Annotated in this window: 16 protein-coding genes; 11 read left to right on the top strand and 5 right to left on the bottom strand. The window is 47.2% G+C overall.

Going from position 1 to position 17,383, the window contains the following annotated elements; genetic code table 11:
• Position 1: 1 nt before the first annotated feature.
• On the bottom strand, positions 2 to 895 hold the full coding sequence (locus FAY32_RS06885; protein ID WP_404820122.1) for an ABC transporter ATP-binding protein: 894 nt from the start codon (positions 893 to 895) through the stop codon (positions 2 to 4).
• Between the two features lie 179 nt (positions 896 to 1,074).
• Between FAY32_RS06885 and FAY32_RS06880 the strand changes: the two genes are divergently transcribed.
• The 4 genes from FAY32_RS06880 (at position 1,075) to FAY32_RS06865 (ending at position 4,793) form a co-directional block, all read left to right on the top strand.
• Positions 1,075 to 1,713, top strand: coding sequence for a TetR/AcrR family transcriptional regulator (locus FAY32_RS06880; protein WP_158727554.1), 639 nt, complete (start codon positions 1,075 to 1,077; stop codon positions 1,711 to 1,713).
• Positions 1,710 to 2,369 (top strand): HD domain-containing protein, encoded by a 660-nt coding sequence (locus FAY32_RS06875; RefSeq protein ID WP_143462713.1) that lies wholly within the window; start codon positions 1,710 to 1,712, stop codon positions 2,367 to 2,369. The genes FAY32_RS06880 and FAY32_RS06875 overlap by 4 nt, the downstream gene beginning before the upstream one ends.
• A 90-nt stretch (positions 2,370 to 2,459) precedes the next feature.
• Positions 2,460 to 3,863 carry an MFS transporter gene (locus tag FAY32_RS06870; protein ID WP_143462712.1) on the top strand — a complete coding sequence of 468 codons (1,404 nt, stop codon included), beginning with the start codon at positions 2,460 to 2,462 and terminating at the stop codon, positions 3,861 to 3,863.
• A 123-nt stretch (positions 3,864 to 3,986) separates the two neighbouring features.
• Positions 3,987 to 4,793, top strand: coding sequence for a chitosanase (locus FAY32_RS06865; RefSeq protein WP_158727553.1), 807 nt, complete (start codon positions 3,987 to 3,989; stop codon positions 4,791 to 4,793).
• Positions 4,794 to 4,844: 51 nt separating this feature from the next.
• Here FAY32_RS06865 and FAY32_RS06860 read toward each other — a convergent pair whose 3' ends face one another.
• On the bottom strand, positions 4,845 to 5,069 hold the full coding sequence (locus FAY32_RS06860; protein ID WP_143462710.1) for a type II toxin-antitoxin system Phd/YefM family antitoxin: 225 nt from the start codon (positions 5,067 to 5,069) through the stop codon (positions 4,845 to 4,847).
• Positions 5,070 to 5,323: 254 nt separating this feature from the next.
• On the opposite strand from FAY32_RS06860, the gene FAY32_RS06855 reads away from it, so the two are divergent.
• The gene (locus tag FAY32_RS06855; RefSeq protein WP_143462709.1) at positions 5,324 to 5,785 is read left to right on the top strand and encodes an NUDIX hydrolase; all 462 of its coding nucleotides are present in this window, start codon (positions 5,324 to 5,326) and stop codon (positions 5,783 to 5,785) included.
• A gap of 45 nt (positions 5,786 to 5,830) precedes the next feature.
• Here the strand turns inward: FAY32_RS06855 and FAY32_RS06850 are convergent, their stop codons facing one another.
• Positions 5,831 to 6,634 carry a hypothetical protein gene (locus FAY32_RS06850; RefSeq protein ID WP_143462708.1) on the bottom strand — a complete coding sequence of 268 codons (804 nt, stop codon included), beginning with the start codon at positions 6,632 to 6,634 and terminating at the stop codon, positions 5,831 to 5,833.
• A gap of 5 nt (positions 6,635 to 6,639) precedes the next feature.
• The gene (gene ybaK, locus FAY32_RS06845; protein WP_143462707.1) at positions 6,640 to 7,143 is read right to left on the bottom strand and encodes a Cys-tRNA(Pro) deacylase; all 504 of its coding nucleotides are present in this window, start codon (positions 7,141 to 7,143) and stop codon (positions 6,640 to 6,642) included.
• A gap of 254 nt (positions 7,144 to 7,397) precedes the next feature.
• Between ybaK and FAY32_RS06840 the strand changes: the two genes are divergently transcribed.
• Together FAY32_RS06840 and FAY32_RS06835 are read left to right on the top strand one after the other, a co-directional pair.
• Entirely contained in the window at positions 7,398 to 8,123 is a 726-nt protein-coding gene (locus FAY32_RS06840) for a GntR family transcriptional regulator (protein WP_048734019.1), read from the top strand.
• Positions 8,124 to 8,472: 349 nt separating this feature from the next.
• Positions 8,473 to 10,851: a phosphoketolase family protein gene (locus FAY32_RS06835; RefSeq protein WP_143462706.1), complete on the top strand. Its 2,379-nt coding sequence runs from the start codon at positions 8,473 to 8,475 to the stop codon at positions 10,849 to 10,851.
• 298 nt (positions 10,852 to 11,149) lie between these two features.
• Here FAY32_RS06835 and greA read toward each other — a convergent pair whose 3' ends face one another.
• On the bottom strand, positions 11,150 to 11,635 hold the full coding sequence (greA, locus tag FAY32_RS06830; RefSeq protein ID WP_143462705.1) for a transcription elongation factor GreA: 486 nt from the start codon (positions 11,633 to 11,635) through the stop codon (positions 11,150 to 11,152).
• Between the two features lie 73 nt (positions 11,636 to 11,708).
• Here greA and FAY32_RS06825 point away from each other — a divergent pair, with 73 nt between their 5' ends.
• The 4 genes from FAY32_RS06825 to FAY32_RS06810 all read left to right on the top strand — a co-directional run bounded on the left by FAY32_RS06825 (position 11,709) and on the right by FAY32_RS06810 (position 16,206).
• On the top strand, positions 11,709 to 12,131 hold the full coding sequence (locus FAY32_RS06825; protein ID WP_143462704.1) for a hypothetical protein: 423 nt from the start codon (positions 11,709 to 11,711) through the stop codon (positions 12,129 to 12,131).
• A gap of 640 nt (positions 12,132 to 12,771) precedes the next feature.
• Entirely contained in the window at positions 12,772 to 13,527 is a 756-nt protein-coding gene (locus tag FAY32_RS06820) for a response regulator transcription factor (RefSeq protein ID WP_143462781.1), read from the top strand.
• A 13-nt stretch (positions 13,528 to 13,540) separates the two neighbouring features.
• Positions 13,541 to 14,866 (top strand): GHKL domain-containing protein, encoded by a 1,326-nt coding sequence (locus tag FAY32_RS06815; RefSeq protein WP_143462703.1) that lies wholly within the window; start codon positions 13,541 to 13,543, stop codon positions 14,864 to 14,866.
• Positions 14,863 to 16,206, top strand: a complete 1,344-nt coding sequence (locus FAY32_RS06810; protein WP_143462702.1) for a signal transduction protein — start codon at positions 14,863 to 14,865, stop codon at positions 16,204 to 16,206. The genes FAY32_RS06815 and FAY32_RS06810 overlap by 4 nt, the downstream gene beginning before the upstream one ends.
• Positions 16,207 to 17,383 lie beyond the last annotated feature (1,177 nt).

The following is a 17,383-nucleotide window of genomic DNA, read 5'->3' as shown; positions in this document are numbered from 1 at the left end:
GTCACTCCTTTCCCGTGTAGTAGTGCATGAAGAGGTCTTCCAAAGTGGGTGGCGTACTCTGTAGGGCGATGACTTGATGCTGAGCAAGGGTGTTCATAACGGCACTGAGTTGTGCATCTTCGACAGAGAATTGCCAGTCGTGAGGGTGATGCCCCGCAGTGACGCCGTGAATACCGGCTAAGGTCGTGACGTCAAAATCATCACCGAGCGTGACGGTAATCATGGTCCGAGTCAGGTGGCGCATTTCGGCTAAGCTCCCGGTTTCAATGATCTGGCCCTCACGGATGATACCGATACGATCACACATCCGTTCAACTTCAGAGAGAATATGACTGGATAGTAAGACGGCCTTGCCATGAGCTTTGAGGTCCAAGACGGCCTCCTGAAAAAGACGTTCATTCAGGGGGTCGAGTCCAGAAGTCGGTTCATCGAAAATATAAAAGTCGGCATCTTGCGAGAAGGCAGCGATAAGGGCGACCTTTTGTCGGTTTCCCTTGGAATAGGTGCGCGCCTTTTTCGTGGGATCTAAACCGAACTTTTTAATCAGGTCGTCGGTCTTAGCGGTATGAGTAGCTCCATTCAGCTTGAGCAGCAAATCAATAATTTCGCCACCAGTTAGGTTGGGCCAGAGGTAGACGTCGCCAGGAACGTAGGCGAGGCGTTGATGGATACGAACGCTATCGGACCAGACGTTTTTTCCGAAGATGGTGGCATCGCCACCGCTGGCACGAATGATGCCCAGTAGGACTCGAATCGTTGTCGATTTTCCCGCGCCGTTAGGGCCAATAAAGCCAAAGACTTCACCGGGTTGGACCTCAAAGGTAATGTCCTTTAAGGCCTGAAAGTGACCGAATTTCTTTTGAAGATGGTTAATTTGAAGTACAGGAGTTGTCATCAGCAATCCCTCCTCACAGTTTTAAAAGCGATTACATCGTAAGCCCCGCAGATGCGAAAGTCAACGAAAAGGTGAACTATTTTGTCGGAATAGTTCACCAAAATTAAAAACCCAAGTATTTTGCAGTATGATAAAATTAGAAACGAATATTCGCTGAGATAGTGAGGGTGGTGAAGCAAGTGGCAACCAATCAGGAACGTAAGGCGCAACAGCGACAACGGATTTTGGAAGCGGCAATCAAGCTGTTTACGCGGGATGGCTTTAAAGAAACGCACATTGCAGCAGTTGCGAAGGAAGCTGGCGTGTCGCAGGTGACCCTCTATAAATACTTTGACAGCAAACTGATATTAGGCCAGCAAGTGGTTATTGAGATGATTGTCCAAGGTTACGCGAGCTTCCAAAAGTTGATTGATGATGACACCGTACCCTTTCAAGAGATTGTGAAAGCGATGATGGCAAATAAGGTTAAACTGAGTAACGCGCTTCATCCGGACTTTTATCAATTCGTGATGGATGAAATGCGGGGCGTATACGGAAGTAGTGTGGTCAAGCAAACTTATGAGGCTGGTGAAAAGAAATTTTGGGATGCCGTGGTTGCACGAGGACGAGCAGCTGGGATGATCAATCCAGATATCTCTGATGAAGCATTATTGTTATACTTACACATGTACGTCACGTACTTTAGTACCGCTAATATTCCATCAGAAAAGTATCAGCGATTGATCGATCAAATGATTCATTTGTTTTTCTACGGCTTTGCTGGTGGAAATGGGCCATCAACGGAATCACAACCAACTAATCAGGAGGATGAGACATGACAGACACAAGTGTTTTAGAAGCAGTTCGTCAATTTTCACAGTCTAAAATGGGGGATGACGAGACGGGACACGGCTTTGATCATATTCAACGGGTCGTGGGCTTGGCCGACCGCATCGGGAAGTCCTATCCGGAGACTGATCGGCTGGAGACCTTAACGGCGGCTTATCTGCATGATGTGATCGATGAAAAACTGGTCACAGATACGGCTGCTGCCAGTAAAGAAGTTCGCCAGTTCTTGGTGAATCAAGGATTGACGACAGCGCAGATTGACACCGTGTTTTTAATTATGGATAACATGTCTTACCATAAGACCCTTGATGGGACAGCTAAGCCGTTGCCATTGGAAGGTCAAATCGTTCAGGATGCCGATCGGTTAGATGCGATTGGGGCGATTGGCATTTCACGGGCGATTTACTTCGGTGGTCACTTTGGTGAGAAAATCTATGATCCGGCGGTGAAGCCGCGGACCGAAATGACCCATGCGGAATACCGTAACTTGGACAATGAAACCATTATTAATCACTTCTATGAGAAACTCCTGACGCTAAAGGACTTGATGAATACAACGGCGGCAAAACAGCTGGCTGAACATCGGCAACAGGTGATGCTTGATTTTCTAGCTGAATACAAGGCTGAATGGAACGCGGAAGCTTAGGCAACCGCGTTTTTTTAATTTTGTCATGCAATTTTTGGTCAACATGCGTATGATGGAAAGTAATGCTATTAAGAGAGAAGAGAGATTTAGATGCAAACAACGATTCAACCCGAGAAAGTGCCCCGAAAGAATTTAATTGCAATCTTTGCAATTGCTTTGATGGCGTTCTTAGGGATTTTGGTAGAGACGTCAATGAACGTGGCGTTTCCAGCACTAATGAAACAAATGAATGTGTCATTGAATACTGTGCAGTGGCTGACAACGGGGTATCTCCTGATGGTGGCCCTCCTTATGATTACGTCGGCCTTTCTAAAGCAACGTTTTACGAATAAGCAATTATTCGTGGCCGCCGCAACGGCGTTTATTTTAGGAGACTTAATTTGTGCGCTCGCAACCAATTTTCCAATCTTACTGATTGGTCGTTTGATTCAGGCGGGGTGTGCGGGCCTAGCAATTCCGTTAATGTTTAACATTATCGTCGAAAGTGTGCCCCGTTCGCGCTTAGGATTTTACATGGGAATGGCCGGTCTGATTTTAATGATTGCACCGGCTAGTGGGCCAACATTTGGGGGCCTCATGGTGTACCTGGCAAATTGGCGCATGATTTTTTGGTCAACATTGCCAGTTGAAGTTTTAATTCTGGCTCTAGGGGTCACCGCCATTAAACAATTCTCGGCTGTACAGCAAGTTCGATTTAACTGGTTACAGTTTATCTTGCTGGGAGTAGCCTTTATTAGTTTTACGCTGGGGGTTAACAGTGTATCTGCGGTCGGCATCTTGAGCTGGCAGTTCTTAGGTGGTGTGCTGCTGGCAGTGGTGGCCGTTTTACTGTACGTGCGGGTATCACACCGGAGTGACCAACAGTTGCTGAAGCTGGAGATCTTTAAGAACCCAGTCTTCACCTATAGCTTTTTTGCGTACGTTATCCTCCAATTCTGTAATATCGGGATTAATTTTGCACTACCGAATTACGCACAGATCGTTGTTGGGGCGACATCTCTAATCGGTGGATTTATGTTGTTACCTGGTAGCTTGATTACGGCCATTCTGCAACCCTGGTTCGGCCACTTGCTGGATGAACATGGTGCGCGGTTACCAATTCTGCTCGGGAGTAGTTTGTTTTTGGTTGCGGCCTTGATTTTTACCGTGTTCGGTCAGAATCTAAGTATCGTTTTAATTTCAGCGATGTATATTTTGTTCAGTATCGGGCGGTCGATGGCTTTCAGTAACACGCTAACGAATGGGCTCAAGGAAGTTGATATGAGCCAACGGGCGGATGCCAACGCCATTTATAATACCGGTCAACAGTTTGCCGGATCACTAGGGACAACGATTTTGGCTGCATTGATGTCGTCTGTAAAAGTGAGTGGCATGTCTTACGCTCACGAGACGGCGATTGGGAGTCAACTGGCATTTGGGTTGATCTTTGTTCTGAGCATTTTGAACTTTGGGTTCTACTTCATTGTTTTCCGCTATCAAAAGAACGATAAGTAATCAGGGGGAACCTCGTCAGTTTGACAAGGTTCTTTTTGTTGGCGAGTTAATTAGTCGAGAAAAGTTTGGGGATGTTTGGTAAGCTAACGGTGACGTTAATTTTATTAAATGGGAGTCAGTGGGATGAAAGTAAAGAGAGCAGTTTGGGGAATAGTTATGCTATGCACAGTGCTGGGACTAACGGCTTGTGGCCAATCAGCGGCACCGGGATATCAAGCAAATCAGACGATTCGGACGGGAAAGTTGCGAGCCACGACCTTTGCCCTCGTTTCTAGTGCCGAGAATTCGAGCCTAAATTACCGCCAGCAATACCGGTACATCGAAGATATTGGGGATGGCCGGGGCTATACGGCAGGGATTATTGGCTTTACATCGGCCACCGGTGATTTACGAACGGTGGTCCAAAGGTATGTACGGTTAAAGCCGTATCACAATCGCTTGCGGAAATACTTGCCCGCATTACGGCGCGTTGACGGTACGGCTTCTCATCGGGGACTCGGTCACCATTTTGTAAGTGATTGGCGGCACGCAGCGCAGGATAGCCAGATGCGGCATGCACAGGATGTAGAGGTCGATCGGGTCTATCTGCGGCCGGTTTTACGAGCAGCGCAAAAGGATGACCTGAGTCCGTTGGGGCAGTATATCTACTACGACGCTATGGTCGTTCATGGGCCAGGACAAGATGCGAATAGCTTTGGCGGTATTCGCCAGCGAGCACTCAAATTGGCCCGTTCGCCTAAACAAGGCGGGGACCAAGCGACATATTTAAAGGCTTTTTTGAAAGTTAGAACACGGGTCATGCGGCAAGAAAAGGCACACAAAGATTTGTCACGATTAAATGTGCAACGGCAATTGATCAACGAGAAAAAGTACCGTTTGAACCGGCCGCTGAATTGGAAAATGTACGGTGATGCTTATCACCTCAAGTAGTGGTCACCAAAAAGCATTGTCGGTCAGACAGTGCTTTTTGTATACCGTGGATTAGCCTACGTCAGCTTCTAAGTCGAGCTGCTGGAGCGCCGCGGGAAGGGAACCCGTTTCCCAGAGATAATTTAGCTCAAGTAGTTGGGCATAGCGATCCTTACTCATGACGACCACGCTGCGCTGGGCTGGTAATTTAATTTCGATTGCTTGCTGGGTCGTCACGACTTGGTGAAGGAGTTGCTTGGTATGTGCGTGCAACTTAGCGAGTTGGTAGGTTTTCATGCGAGAATCCTCCTAGGTGATGACTGGGCGTCTTTGACAGTAATCGTAGTATAGCAGGTTTCATTGGCGTTTAACAGAACAAATGTTCGTATTAAAAAGCTGATGGGATGTCACACTAGCTGGCACTAGGTAGCAGTGACTTTAAATTTGTTTTGTTATAAACAGAAGTTCTTGAACAATTAGAATGTTGACATTTTATTTTAATTATAGTTTAATTATTTTTAAACAATTGTGATGGACGAGGGGGCACCAATGTGGCAGATTACATTCAGGAACTTCGGGAAAAAGTTGGCCATCGGCCGGTGATTTTAACTTTTGCCGGGGGAATCTTAGTCGATCACCGTCACCGAATTTTACTGCAAAAACGGTCAGACTTTAACCGCTGGGGTCTTCCTGGTGGGGCCCTTGAATTTGGCGAGAGTGCGCGGGAAACTTGTATACGCGAGTTCAAAGAAGAGACCGGATTAGACGTTGCAGTTACGGGAATTCTGGGGATCTCCTCCAATCAGATTCAGCGATATCCCAATGGCGACGTTGCTCAAGCAGTGGTCATTACTTTTGCGGTTGAGCGAACCGGCGGCCACTTGCATCCTGATCACGACGAGACGTTGGCCTTGACCTATTTTCCGGCTACAGCGCTGCCGCCCATGCTGAACACCCAACATGAACTGGCGGTTCAAAACTTTTTTGCGGGGGCGTATCCGTGGTACGACTAAAAAGGCGTCATCAGGTTGCCCTGACCACGTCTTTTTCATCATATTTTAATGTTCCTTGATCTGCAGTCCCAGGCGGACTAACAGATTGGTGAAGAGTGAAACCAGTAATGCATAGCTCAGAATTACCGCCAAGAGGATAATGGCAGCCGTAATGAATTTTAGAAAGCCACTAGCCAGATTGCCCATCGTTAGGAGGACGGTTATTGCCGTGATGATCCCGACGAAACCAATTAGACCAATTCGGGAATTGGCGAAATCAGCCGTACTGAGGTCAAAGCCACCGATGCTAATGTTGAGTGAGAGCAAAATCATTACGGTCCAGCGAATCACAGGGTGATCATCGCCGCCGATACGTTGAAAGAAGCCAGACCAGTCGAGACGAAATGGATCGGCGATAAGGGCCAGCATACCCTGAAAAAGGCTGGGGATCAGCACGGCCGTCAGTATCAACAGAATTAGGGCGCACCCGAAGATGGGGGCGATTCCGATGAAGAGGTTGCCGATAACTTGGTACCAATTCCGCTGATTCCAGGTGTGATTGACGTAACCTAACGCCAGATCCGGTTGACCATCTGCCCCGCGGCGATTAGGATGGGGCCGTTTAAGTAAACGAACCTTATCGATCCGGTGACCAAACAAAATCGCCGTTAGTAGGTGACTCAACTCGTGAAAAAAGATGCCGATGAATCCGAGGTAGAGCTCACTGTTAATACCGAAGCCATTGGCTAAAAACTTTTTGGTATCGCGATTCAGATAGGTCAGCAATGTCACGAACACAAAGGGAATCACTAAAAGATCAAGGCCAACGATCCCCAGGTTTTTAAAGATCAAATTGAGGTCCGTATTCATGACCCTTACTCCAGCAGGTCGGTGAACGTGCCGTGAACCAACTCAGCCAGTGCGGTGGCGTCGAGTTCAACGGAACGACCGATTTGACCAGAGGAGACGAGAATGGTTCCTTGTTTTTGTGCGGTGGTGTCGAAGTAAATGGGGAAGTGGTTCTTTTCCCAAATGCCGACGGGCGTGTTGGCACCGTGTTCATAACCCGTGGTTTTTACCAGGTCCTTTAGGGGGACCATGTCGACCTTTTTGTTGCCAGACGCTTTGGCTAGTTTCTTCTCATCGAGGTGTTCATCAATTGGTAAGACGCCAACCACGGGACCGGTCGTGGGACCGCTGAGGACTAATGTTTTATAGATGTGATGTTCATCAACTGCCTCATGGTCGACTTCGAGCTGGGCGACATCACCCTTGGTGTGGGTCGCAAACTCAAATTGTTTATATGTGATCTTATTTTTGTCGAGAATCTGTTCAACTAACGTCTTATGCAGACGTTTACCTTTTTTCTTTTTGGCCATCTAGCTCACCTTTCAAAATCAAAATTAATGTTCCTTATTCGCGGAATACCAGTCATTAACGCGATTAGGCGCCAGCAATCATGGGGCCTTAAGCACGCCTTTAGAACGGCATCCCGGTGATAAAAATATAAATTGGACCGCACTTTAAAAATAAATGGGACGGTTGTTTTTCAGTAAAAGAAGACACCGCCGTTAAAACCTGTTATACTCTACTCACAGAGAATGTCTAGTTGAAGAGTTTATGAGGAGATATCATGGCAGATTTAGTCTATCGACAGGTGATGCGGGACTTAAAGCAACGTATCCATCAAAATGAATTTCCCAACAAGCGGCTACCTGATGAGCGGAGCCTCAGCGAAGCCTACGGAGTTAGTCGTAGCTCAGTCAAGCGCGCACTCAGTGTTTTAGCCAATCAGGGAATTATTTTTAAAAAGCGTGGGTCAGGCACCTTTATTAACCCATTATATATGAAAAATCAAACTATTTTTCAATATGAGGGATCAAATCTAGGAATTACTGACAGCATGAAGTCGGCCGGCACCACGCCCGGTATCCGACTGCTGAACTTTAACGTGGTGCCAGCCAGCAAGGAAATCCAGCAGGACCTTTTCTTAGCAGAAGGGGACTTCGTTTATGAGATCAAGCGACTGCGGCTGTTTGAGGATAAGCCATTCATGATTGAAACCGGCTATATTCCAATTAAGATCGCCCCGAATTTGTCGCAAAAAACCGTGGCGGATTCCATTTTTAATTATTTAGAGAGTCAGGGTAAAGTCGTCACCAAGTCCTTCATGTCGATTCAAGCCCAGCCTTCGACGGCGGACGACCAAGAGCTACTCAATTTGAAGCCAGTGGAACCCGTTGGCATTATGGAAGGCATCTTCTTCTTGGATGATGGGACGCCATTTGAAGTCTCGAATATGCGGCTACACTATCAATATTTGAACTATAACACCTTTGTTTCATTAGATGAAGAATAAGCACCATGTCGCGGCTGCCCTCGGGTAGTCGTTTTTTTTGAGTCGTTTGCTAGTATACCAATTCGGCCGGTGTTCGCCAAGCTTGACGGTCAGACCTAAAGCCCAAGCTGACGCAGTAAAAAAACGCCGTTGTTACCCGGAATCGTGGCAGCATTGGTCCTGTAAATGTCTTTGGGCCTTCTTTTTATAAATTGATACGGTCCAATTTACAAAAAGGTTGACTTTTCTGTAAAACGGCCTATGATAGAGGCTGTAAAAGTCATCCCGGTATTCACTACGAGATAAATTTTACACATTTTCTATCAACTAGATTATGCAGTTATGAATTCAAAGAAGGAGTGTTAATTACATGGCAAATACAGACTTCGACTCCAAGGCATACTTGGAAGGCGTTGACAAGTACTGGCGTGCAGCGAACTACCTGTCAGTCGGACAGTTATTCTTGCGTGACAACCCATTATTGAAGCGTGACTTAACCTCTGATGATGTAAAGATTAAGCCAATTGGTCACTGGGGAACGATTGTTTCTCAAAACTTTATTTATGCTCACTTAAACCGGGCGATCTTAAAGTACAACTTGAACATGTTCTACATTGAAGGTTCAGGTCACGGTGGTCAAGTTATGGTTTCTAACTCATATCTTGATGGTAGTTACAGTGAAATTTATCCAAACATCTCTCAAGACGAAGCTGGTTTGAAGCGTTTATTCAAACAATTCTCCTTCCCAGGTGGGGTTGCTTCTCATGCCGCACCTGAAACCCCAGGTTCTATCCACGAAGGTGGGGAACTGGGTTACAGCCTTTCTCATGGGACTGGTGCGATCTTAGACAACCCAGATGTCATTGCCGCTGTTGAAATCGGTGATGGGGAATCTGAAACTGGTCCTTTGGCCGCTTCATGGTTCTCAGACAAATTTATTAACCCGATCAAAGATGGTGCGGTATTACCAATCATCAACATGAACGGGTTCAAGATTTCTAACCCAACTATCCTGTCACGGATGTCCGACGAAGACTTAACGAAGTACTTCCAAGGCATGGGCTGGGATCCTCACTTTGTCGAAACGGATGGCGCAGACCACATGAAGGCCCACGAAGACATGGCTAAGGTCATGGACGAAGTCATCCCTGAAATCAAGAACATTCAAAAGAATGCGCGTGACAACAACGATGACTCATTACCTGTATGGCCAATGATCATTGTGCGTTCACCTAAGGGCTGGACTGGTCCTAAGAAGGACTTAGATGGTAACCCTATCGAAGGCTCCTTCCGTGCGCACCAAGTGCCAATTCCTGTTGACGCTGGCGACATGGAACACGTTGACATGTTGACTGACTGGTTGAAGTCTTACAAGCCAGAAGAATTGTTCAACGAAGATGGCTCACTGAAGGCTGACGTCCGTGCAATGACGCCTAAGGGTGATCAACGGATGGCAATGAACCCAATCACTAATGGTGGGATCAAGCCAGAACCATTGAAGTTGCCTGACTACAAGAAGTACGCCGTTGACACGACTGAACATGGCAAGACGATTGCGCAAGACATGTTAGTTTGGTCCAAGTACCTGGCTGATGTTATGAAGTTGAACCCAGACACGTTCCGTGGCTTTGGCCCTGACGAAACCAAGTCTAACCGGCTTTATGACGCACTGGACTATGGGAAGCGTCAATGGATGGAAGACATTCATGAACCAAACGATGAAAACATGGCCCACTCTGGTCGGATCATTGACTCACAACTTTCCGAACACCAAGCTGAAGGTTGGTTGGAAGGTTACGTTCTGACTGGTCGTCATGGTTACTTCGCAACTTACGAATCATTTGGTCGTGTTGTGGACTCCATGTTGACGCAACACTTCAAGTGGTTGCGTAAGGCTGCTGAACAAGACTGGCGTCATGACTATCCATCATTGAACTTCGTGGACACGTCAACTGTCTTCCAGCAAGACCACAACGGTTACACCCACCAAGATCCTGGGATGTTGACCCACTTAGCTGAAAAGAAGCCAGCCTTTATCCGTGAATACTTGCCAGCCGATGCCAACACCTTGTTAGCTGTCGGTGACGTTGCATTCCGGAGCCGCGAAAAGATCAACTTGATCGTGACGTCTAAGCACCCACGTCCACAATGGTTCTCCATTGATGAAGCCACTAACCTGGTTCACAATGGGTTGGGCTACATCGACTGGGCATCTACTGACCAAGGTCAAGAACCTGATATCGTCTTCGCCGCAGCTGGTACTGAACCAACTTGGGAATCATTAGCCGCAATTTCATTGTTGCATGACGAATTCCCTGAAATGAAGATGCGCTTCATCAACGTGGTTGACCTGTTGAAGTTGCGTTCACCTAAGTTGGACCCTCGTGGGATTTCCGACGAAGAATTCGACCGTCTGTTTACGACGGATAAGCCAGTTATCTTTGCCTTCCATGGCTTTGAAGACCTGGTTAAGGATCTCTTCTTCGACCGTCACAACCACAACTTACACGTTCATGGTTACCGTGAAAACGGTGATATCACCACGCCATTTGACATGCGTGTCCTGAACCACTTGGACCGTTACCACTTGGCTAAGGAAGCCGTTAGTGATATTGATGAGTACGCCGTTAAGGGTGCTTACTTTGCACAACGGATGGACGACATGGTTGCTAAGCACAATGCTTACATCCGTGAGGTTGGGACCGACTTGCCAGAAGTTAACGCTTGGCAATGGAAGCCACTGAAGTAGTCCATTAATAGTTTGATTTAAAAATGAGGAGCACGCTACTGACCGTTGTGGTCGGGGGCGGGCTCCTTTTGAGGTCTAAAGGCTGAAAGTTGAGCTGCCTGCCTCGTCTCAGTCGCATCGATCTGCCAGCTAGTAAGGCGACACAACCACCATTGTGCCTAGTTTCAGTCCCACTGTGGTGACTAGAACAGGCAAGGAACGTACTTTGGAAGGCGCAACTTTTAGAAATACACGTAAAAAATACCGGCGAGATTTGCGAGCGCAAGTCTAACCGGTATTTTCTAATGGTATACTAATATTAGGCTGGTGCCGTCAAGCTGACCGTGATAATGTGGACATCATAATTGGCATTAGGCGCTTGAATCGTGACGGTATCACCTGGATGATGACCTAACAACGCGCGGCCTAATGGCGAGACCCGCGTGATCTTACCGGCATCGAGGTCGGCTTCTTGGGTGCCAACGAGTTGATAAGTTTCCTGGTCATTGTCATCCATGAAGGCCACGGTGATCCATTTGCCCAGCTCGACCACGTCACTATTGGTGGGATCGACCACCTTGGCGTACTGTAGCTGCTTGTTGAAGAAACGTAACTGACTTTCCAAATGGCGCAGGTCACGCTTGGCGGCGGAGTACTCGGCATTTTCTGAGAGGTCGCCGTGGGCCCGGGCTTCGGCTAAAATTGCGATTTTTTCCGGTCGGTCGGCCTCCAACGCCGCAATTTTATGCTGTAAGTCGCGGTAGCCGGCCGCTGTGATGGGATTGAAGTCACCTGAATTTGCCATTGAAACACCTCATTTATTTCAGAGTTGTCTCCATTCTACATAGTTAGTTTTAAAAAGAAAAGGGAGTTGTCAGATGAAAGCTTTTGGTCGTTTTTGGTTAAAGCAGGCGGGGATTGGCCTGATCTTTGTCCTGATTATTGCCGTTTTGGGTCACTTTAATTACGCGAAGGGTCAGTTGATTGGCGGATTTACGGGTGCGGATTGGTATTTTCTGTTGAGTTGGGTTTGTTTTCCATTTGCCAAGTGGGTCATCTTGATGGACGACCGGGAGCTACAAGCACCGGTCTTTCGGCGGCGACGGCGACGCAGACAGGCAGCCGATGAAACGGCGTCGGTCTACGAAAAAATGGCCAAGCCAGAACGTGCGCCACGGTTAACGGCAGCGCCTAAGTCGAAACAGGCCTGGTACTGGCGGTTACTGATCGACATCGCACTGGCCTTCATGGCCCCCATTATTTTGGGTGGTTTTGTCACTTATTCACTCAAGCACAATTAAATTGTGCTGTTAAACTCCGCTTGAACGTTAAAAAAATGACGTTTGTGCGGCTTAACGTTTGCTAGGTAGAAAGCATGTTAAAGTAGTAACAGTTGGAAGGGGTCAGTTTTACGGCAACTGATTTTGCGGGTCAATGGATCAAAGTGTGAGCGATTCAAACGGATTGATTCTGACCTTGCATCCCACGATTATCTAATGAATACGGGCGGCCTGATAGAACGTCAAACACAACTTAGGCGAACGGCAGTTTTACAGCAATGAGCTGAAGAGTAAGTGATGGTTATTGGAATGCCTAGGGGTTATGCGACGTTAGAACTTGGGGGAGTGCTAATAAAGCCAGCACCGGCAATTAAATAATCCACTTAAAGAAGGATCACCTATGGGGTGGTTCTTTTTTAATGGCTAGCGGTCGCCCTAAATTTAATAGTAAATAGACTGGTTAGTAAAATAGCGAAATAGTTATGCTCAGTTTGAAAGCTCCGTGACGAAAAGAATTGCAACTATTGAATTTTCAGGTTACATTAGTGGGTGATAGGGTTACATAGTATTTATATTTAGGATACAGTCGGTAAAACGACAGGGTAGTGCTATGGCAGCACTAATTAGCTAGCTAAGACTGATTGAAAGGAGTGTGATCTTGGTGTTAGCCGTTTATCTCTGTGAAGATAATCCTGAGCAGCTCAAGCACTACACGGATACCGTGAAGCGCTACATTATGATCAATGATTTTGACATGCAAGTTCGACTAGCAACGCCTAGTCCTCACGCATTGTTGGCTGATTTGACGGCTAATCCGCCAGAGTACGCGTTGTTCTTTCTCGACATTGAGTTTCCCGATGAGGAGACAACGGGGCTGGAAACGGCCATTGCCATTCGACAGCAATTGGGATTTGCTGAGATTGTTTTCGTGACGACCCATTCGGAGATGGCGCTCCTGACGTTCGAGCGGAAGGTAGAGCCCATGGACTTTGTGGTTAAGGATCTCGGCAGAGCGCAGATCGATGAGAAGCTGCGGGAAAATGTGGATTATGGGTATCAACGTTATACCAATTATTTAGGCAACACGGAAAATCTCTTTAGCTATACGATCGGTGGCCGGAAATTTAGTTTGCCGATGGGGGATGTGTACTTCGTTGCTACCGCCGAAACGCCCCATAAAGTGACGGTCCATGCGGCTAGTCAGTTGGTCGAATTCCCGGGATTCTTGAAGGACATTGCGGATCAATACCCGGAATTGTACCGAACAGATAAGAGTTTTTTGGTTAACTTAGACAATGTGAGCGGCATTGATACGGCCAATCGACGACTGCTTTTTCCTAATGGCGATGAAACGGACGTCGCCACTCGCCGTTTTCATGAGGTCAAAACGTTGGTGCAAAAGCATCTAAAGAAGTAAGAAGGTGACAACGGTGCATTTCTTCGATCAGTACTTTTGGATTACTTTCGTCCTCGCGATAGTGGTCCAGTGGTTTTTGACATTGTGGGTCGGCTTGATTCGGCCGCAAAACTGGAAGCTACCCTTAAAATGGATGGGATGGGCGCTGATCCCGTCAGTCATTGCGCGACCGTGGGCATTGCTGTTGCCACCGTTAAGTGCGTTGCTGTACTTGATTCATCACCGGCCAAGGATGTCATTGATCTTCGTGAATGCGACTATCGTGATTTATCTGGTCGTGGTTCTGATCAATGATTTAGTCCATCAAGTGATGATCGAATTGTGGGGACTGCCCTTTTGTCAGCAGCCTTGGGTGGTTGTCAGTCGCTTAGGATTTCAGATTCTAATCTACTCGCTGATTTCTTTAGCTGTATCGGGGATGCGGATTCAACCTGGGAATCTCGAACGATTAGCATTTAGTCGGAAGGAACAGTGGATCGTCACCATTTTAATGGGTAGTCTGGGCTTTCTATCGCAGCTGTCGACGGTCGTGATCCATAAGCTAGAGATTACGCATGCCATGTTGACGTTTGCTTTAAGTATCGAGTTGGTCATGGTCCTGCTGATCAGTGCCAGTCTTTTTATTTTCCTTCAGAGTTTCTTCCAACGGCAGCGGTTACGGGTGCTGTACCAGGAATCGCGGATTCGCACGCGGTATGATCGCCGGATGTCTGATCAGGTCAAGGCAATTCGGCAGTTTAAACAACTTTATCAACGGCAGATGTTGCAACTGGGGGTTTATCTAGATAAGGAAGATTACGCGGGTTTGGAGGCATACTATTGGACGTTAAATGATCGGTGGCACGCCACTAGTCAGTTGGCGGGGCTGGAAGAAGAAGGCCTCCAGCGACTGGCTGATCCGCCATTAAAAAGCCTCCTCTTTCAAAAAATATTAGCCGCGCAAAATCAGGGGCGAAGTCTGCGCTTAGAGATTCCGGATAAGGTTCGGGCAATCCCGATGAACAGCATTCAACTCTTGCGGATCATGGGAATTCTACTGGATAATGCCTTGGAGGCCGGTCCAGTGGGGACGCGTTCGGAGATTCATTGTGCGGTTTTGGATTATCCGGGATCGGTCGAGTTGTCGGTTGCCAATCCCGTCTCGCCGCAGAATCCGCCTAAAATCAACCGCTTGATGACTGCGGGGTATACGACCAAGGGTGGCAGTCACGGATTGGGATTGAACACGGTTCACGATATCGTGGCGCAGACCAGTAACGCGGCACTACAGATTGAATTGAAGCGTGATATGCTGTATTTTACAATTATTTTAACCAAACCAGGGAGGTCCTCAGAGTGATTACGGTAAGTCGGTTAAGCTACACGCTGGCGAATTTCTCGTTGGGCTTTTGGTTTGTTTACTTTCAATACTATTGGTTTCCGCGGTTACGTAACGAACGGTTTCTCCATAAGGAACATTTTTTCTTGTTGTACTGTGCGTTACTGTCGGCGGGATTCGCATTGCTGAATACAGCAGTCTCATTTGTGCCGGCTAGTACCTTGGTGGGTGCGATTCCCATCGTCTTCTTTCTAGGAATTGAAGTTGGCATCATGAGCTACTATCACCACTTAAAGTATTTGCCAGCGTTTATTGATGTCACGATTCTTTCCTATGTGCTATTGGAATTTATCGATATGCTGGTCATCTCAGCAACGATTCAGCTAACCAGCATGTCATTTGCGGTCAGTTTCTGGGGCACCTTTATCGAAATTGTAATCGACAATATTATTTATGCAATATTGGGTATTGCGATTTGGCTAACGCGGGCGCCTATGGAAAACTTGATTGGTGATATCATGGGGCGGTCGACGGAGTACCTTTTCTTGGGCTTTATGTCGGTCTTGGCGCTTGCTTACATCCTGTTTGAGTATTCGCTCCAAAAGCTACAACAATCGGAACAGTACCTGATCTTTTTGGCGGGAATCGCTGGTGTTTTATTAGTAGGATTGACGTTAAGCACGTATATTTTAATGCAGACGCATTTGCAAGAGGAGCATACGCAGCTACAAACCCAACAACACGAATTTCGTGAGCAGTACACAGCGGAACTCAATCGCCAGATGGCGGCAGTCCGTAAGTTTAGTCATGACTATCAAAACATGTTGCTGGGACTAGGGGGCTATCTTGAAGATAAGGATTACGCCGGTTTTCGGCAACTCTACATTGACATTCGGTCCGGTTGGGCCACCAGTAATGCTGCGGAATTGACGATTGAAGATCTCGATAATGTTGCCAGTCCCAGTTTAAAATTTCAGTTGTACCATAATTATCTGTTGGCGCAGCAAAATCAGGTTCAACTCTTCGTTCAGACACCAGAGCCTTTAACGGCAACCGTGACGGCGTTGAAGGAACTGGGTGACGTGATTGACCAGACCCTGCCAGTCGTCCTGCCAGTAGTGAGTGAATTAACGCCAGCAATGGTGACTTTGGAGCTAAGAGAGGTCGCTGGTCGATTACGCTTCTCACTGACCTTTCCCGTGCCACTCGATGCGAAGTTAGACGGCCATACGCGTGTGACGACCGAACAGGAAGTTCTCGACTTTTCTAAACTAAGGGAGTCGCTCTCGCAGTCGGCAACCATGGCCCTACAACTCAAGCTTCACTGGGGCCAGCTGATTGTCACGTTACCAACGGGATAGTCCGGGCCTTGGACTATTCACAAAGTCCGTAGGGTGAACCGTTAACTGAGGAGTAATAATTCAGATAAGCTAACTCGATGAAAACGCTTGCAATTCTATGACTGTCTGATATACTAGGACTTGTAATAGCAATGAATCAGGTTGAGAAGTTAGCAAATAGCGGTATTTGATAGGTTCTCAACTTTGTGAAGAAAGCTTCAATTAAACGAATTAGAGTTTTCTTCATGATACGATTAGTTTTCCCAGAACTAAACGTATTTTGGTTTTAACTCAATACTACATATTGAGATTCAATAGCTAATCTGAGCGAACAGCGTTTTCCTGACTACAATCTGTGATTATGTTGAATTACTCTAATGATGCTAGTGAGGCCGGAGAGTGGTTACTTCGGTCTTTTTTGTATAAGAGTGTGGAGCAAGGCGCTTAGGTCCTGAGCATTAGTGAGAATAAGGACCCGTGTTCGGCTATGCCGGACACGGGTCCTTATTTTTACTAAGCGCAGGGACCTGCCTTGCGGAACACGTTTCGGAGGCCGCCAGGATAGGGATTGAATGGCGAGAGCAAGTGTAACGCCCTAACACAATATTCAGTTTGAAAGCCGCCGGACAGAAGGGTTATTTTTGTTAAGCGCAGGGACCTGGCTGCTGGAACACGTTTCGGAGGTCGCCAGGATAGGGATTGAATGGCGAGAGCAAATGTAACGCCCTAACACAGTCTTGAATTTAAAAGCCGATGCCGGACACGGGTCCTTATTTTTACTAAGCGCAGGGACCTGCCTTGCGGAACACGTTTCGGAGGCCGCCAGGATAGGGATTGAATGGCGAGAGCAAGTGTAACGCCCTAACACAATATTCAGTTTGAAAGCCGCCGGACAGAAGGTGTATTTTTGTTAAGCGCAGGGACCTGCCTTGCGGAACACGTTTCGGAGGCCGCCAGGATAGGGATTGAATGGCGAGAGCAAGTGTAACGCCCTAACACAATATTCAGTTTGAAAGCCGCCGGACAGAAGGTGTATTTTTGTTAAGCGCAGGGACCTGCCTTGCGGAACACGTTTCGGAGGCCGCCAGGATAGGGATTGAATGGCGAGAGCAAGTATAACGCCCTAACACAGTCTTGAGTTTAAAAGCCGCCACCGGACAGAAGGGTTATTTTTGTTAAGCGCAGGGACCTGGCTGCT

This window comes from Levilactobacillus enshiensis (assembly GCF_007115095.1).
GTDB classification, from domain to species: domain Bacteria; phylum Bacillota; class Bacilli; order Lactobacillales; family Lactobacillaceae; genus Levilactobacillus; species Levilactobacillus enshiensis.
This window is presented reverse-complemented; position numbering and strand designations above follow the sequence as displayed.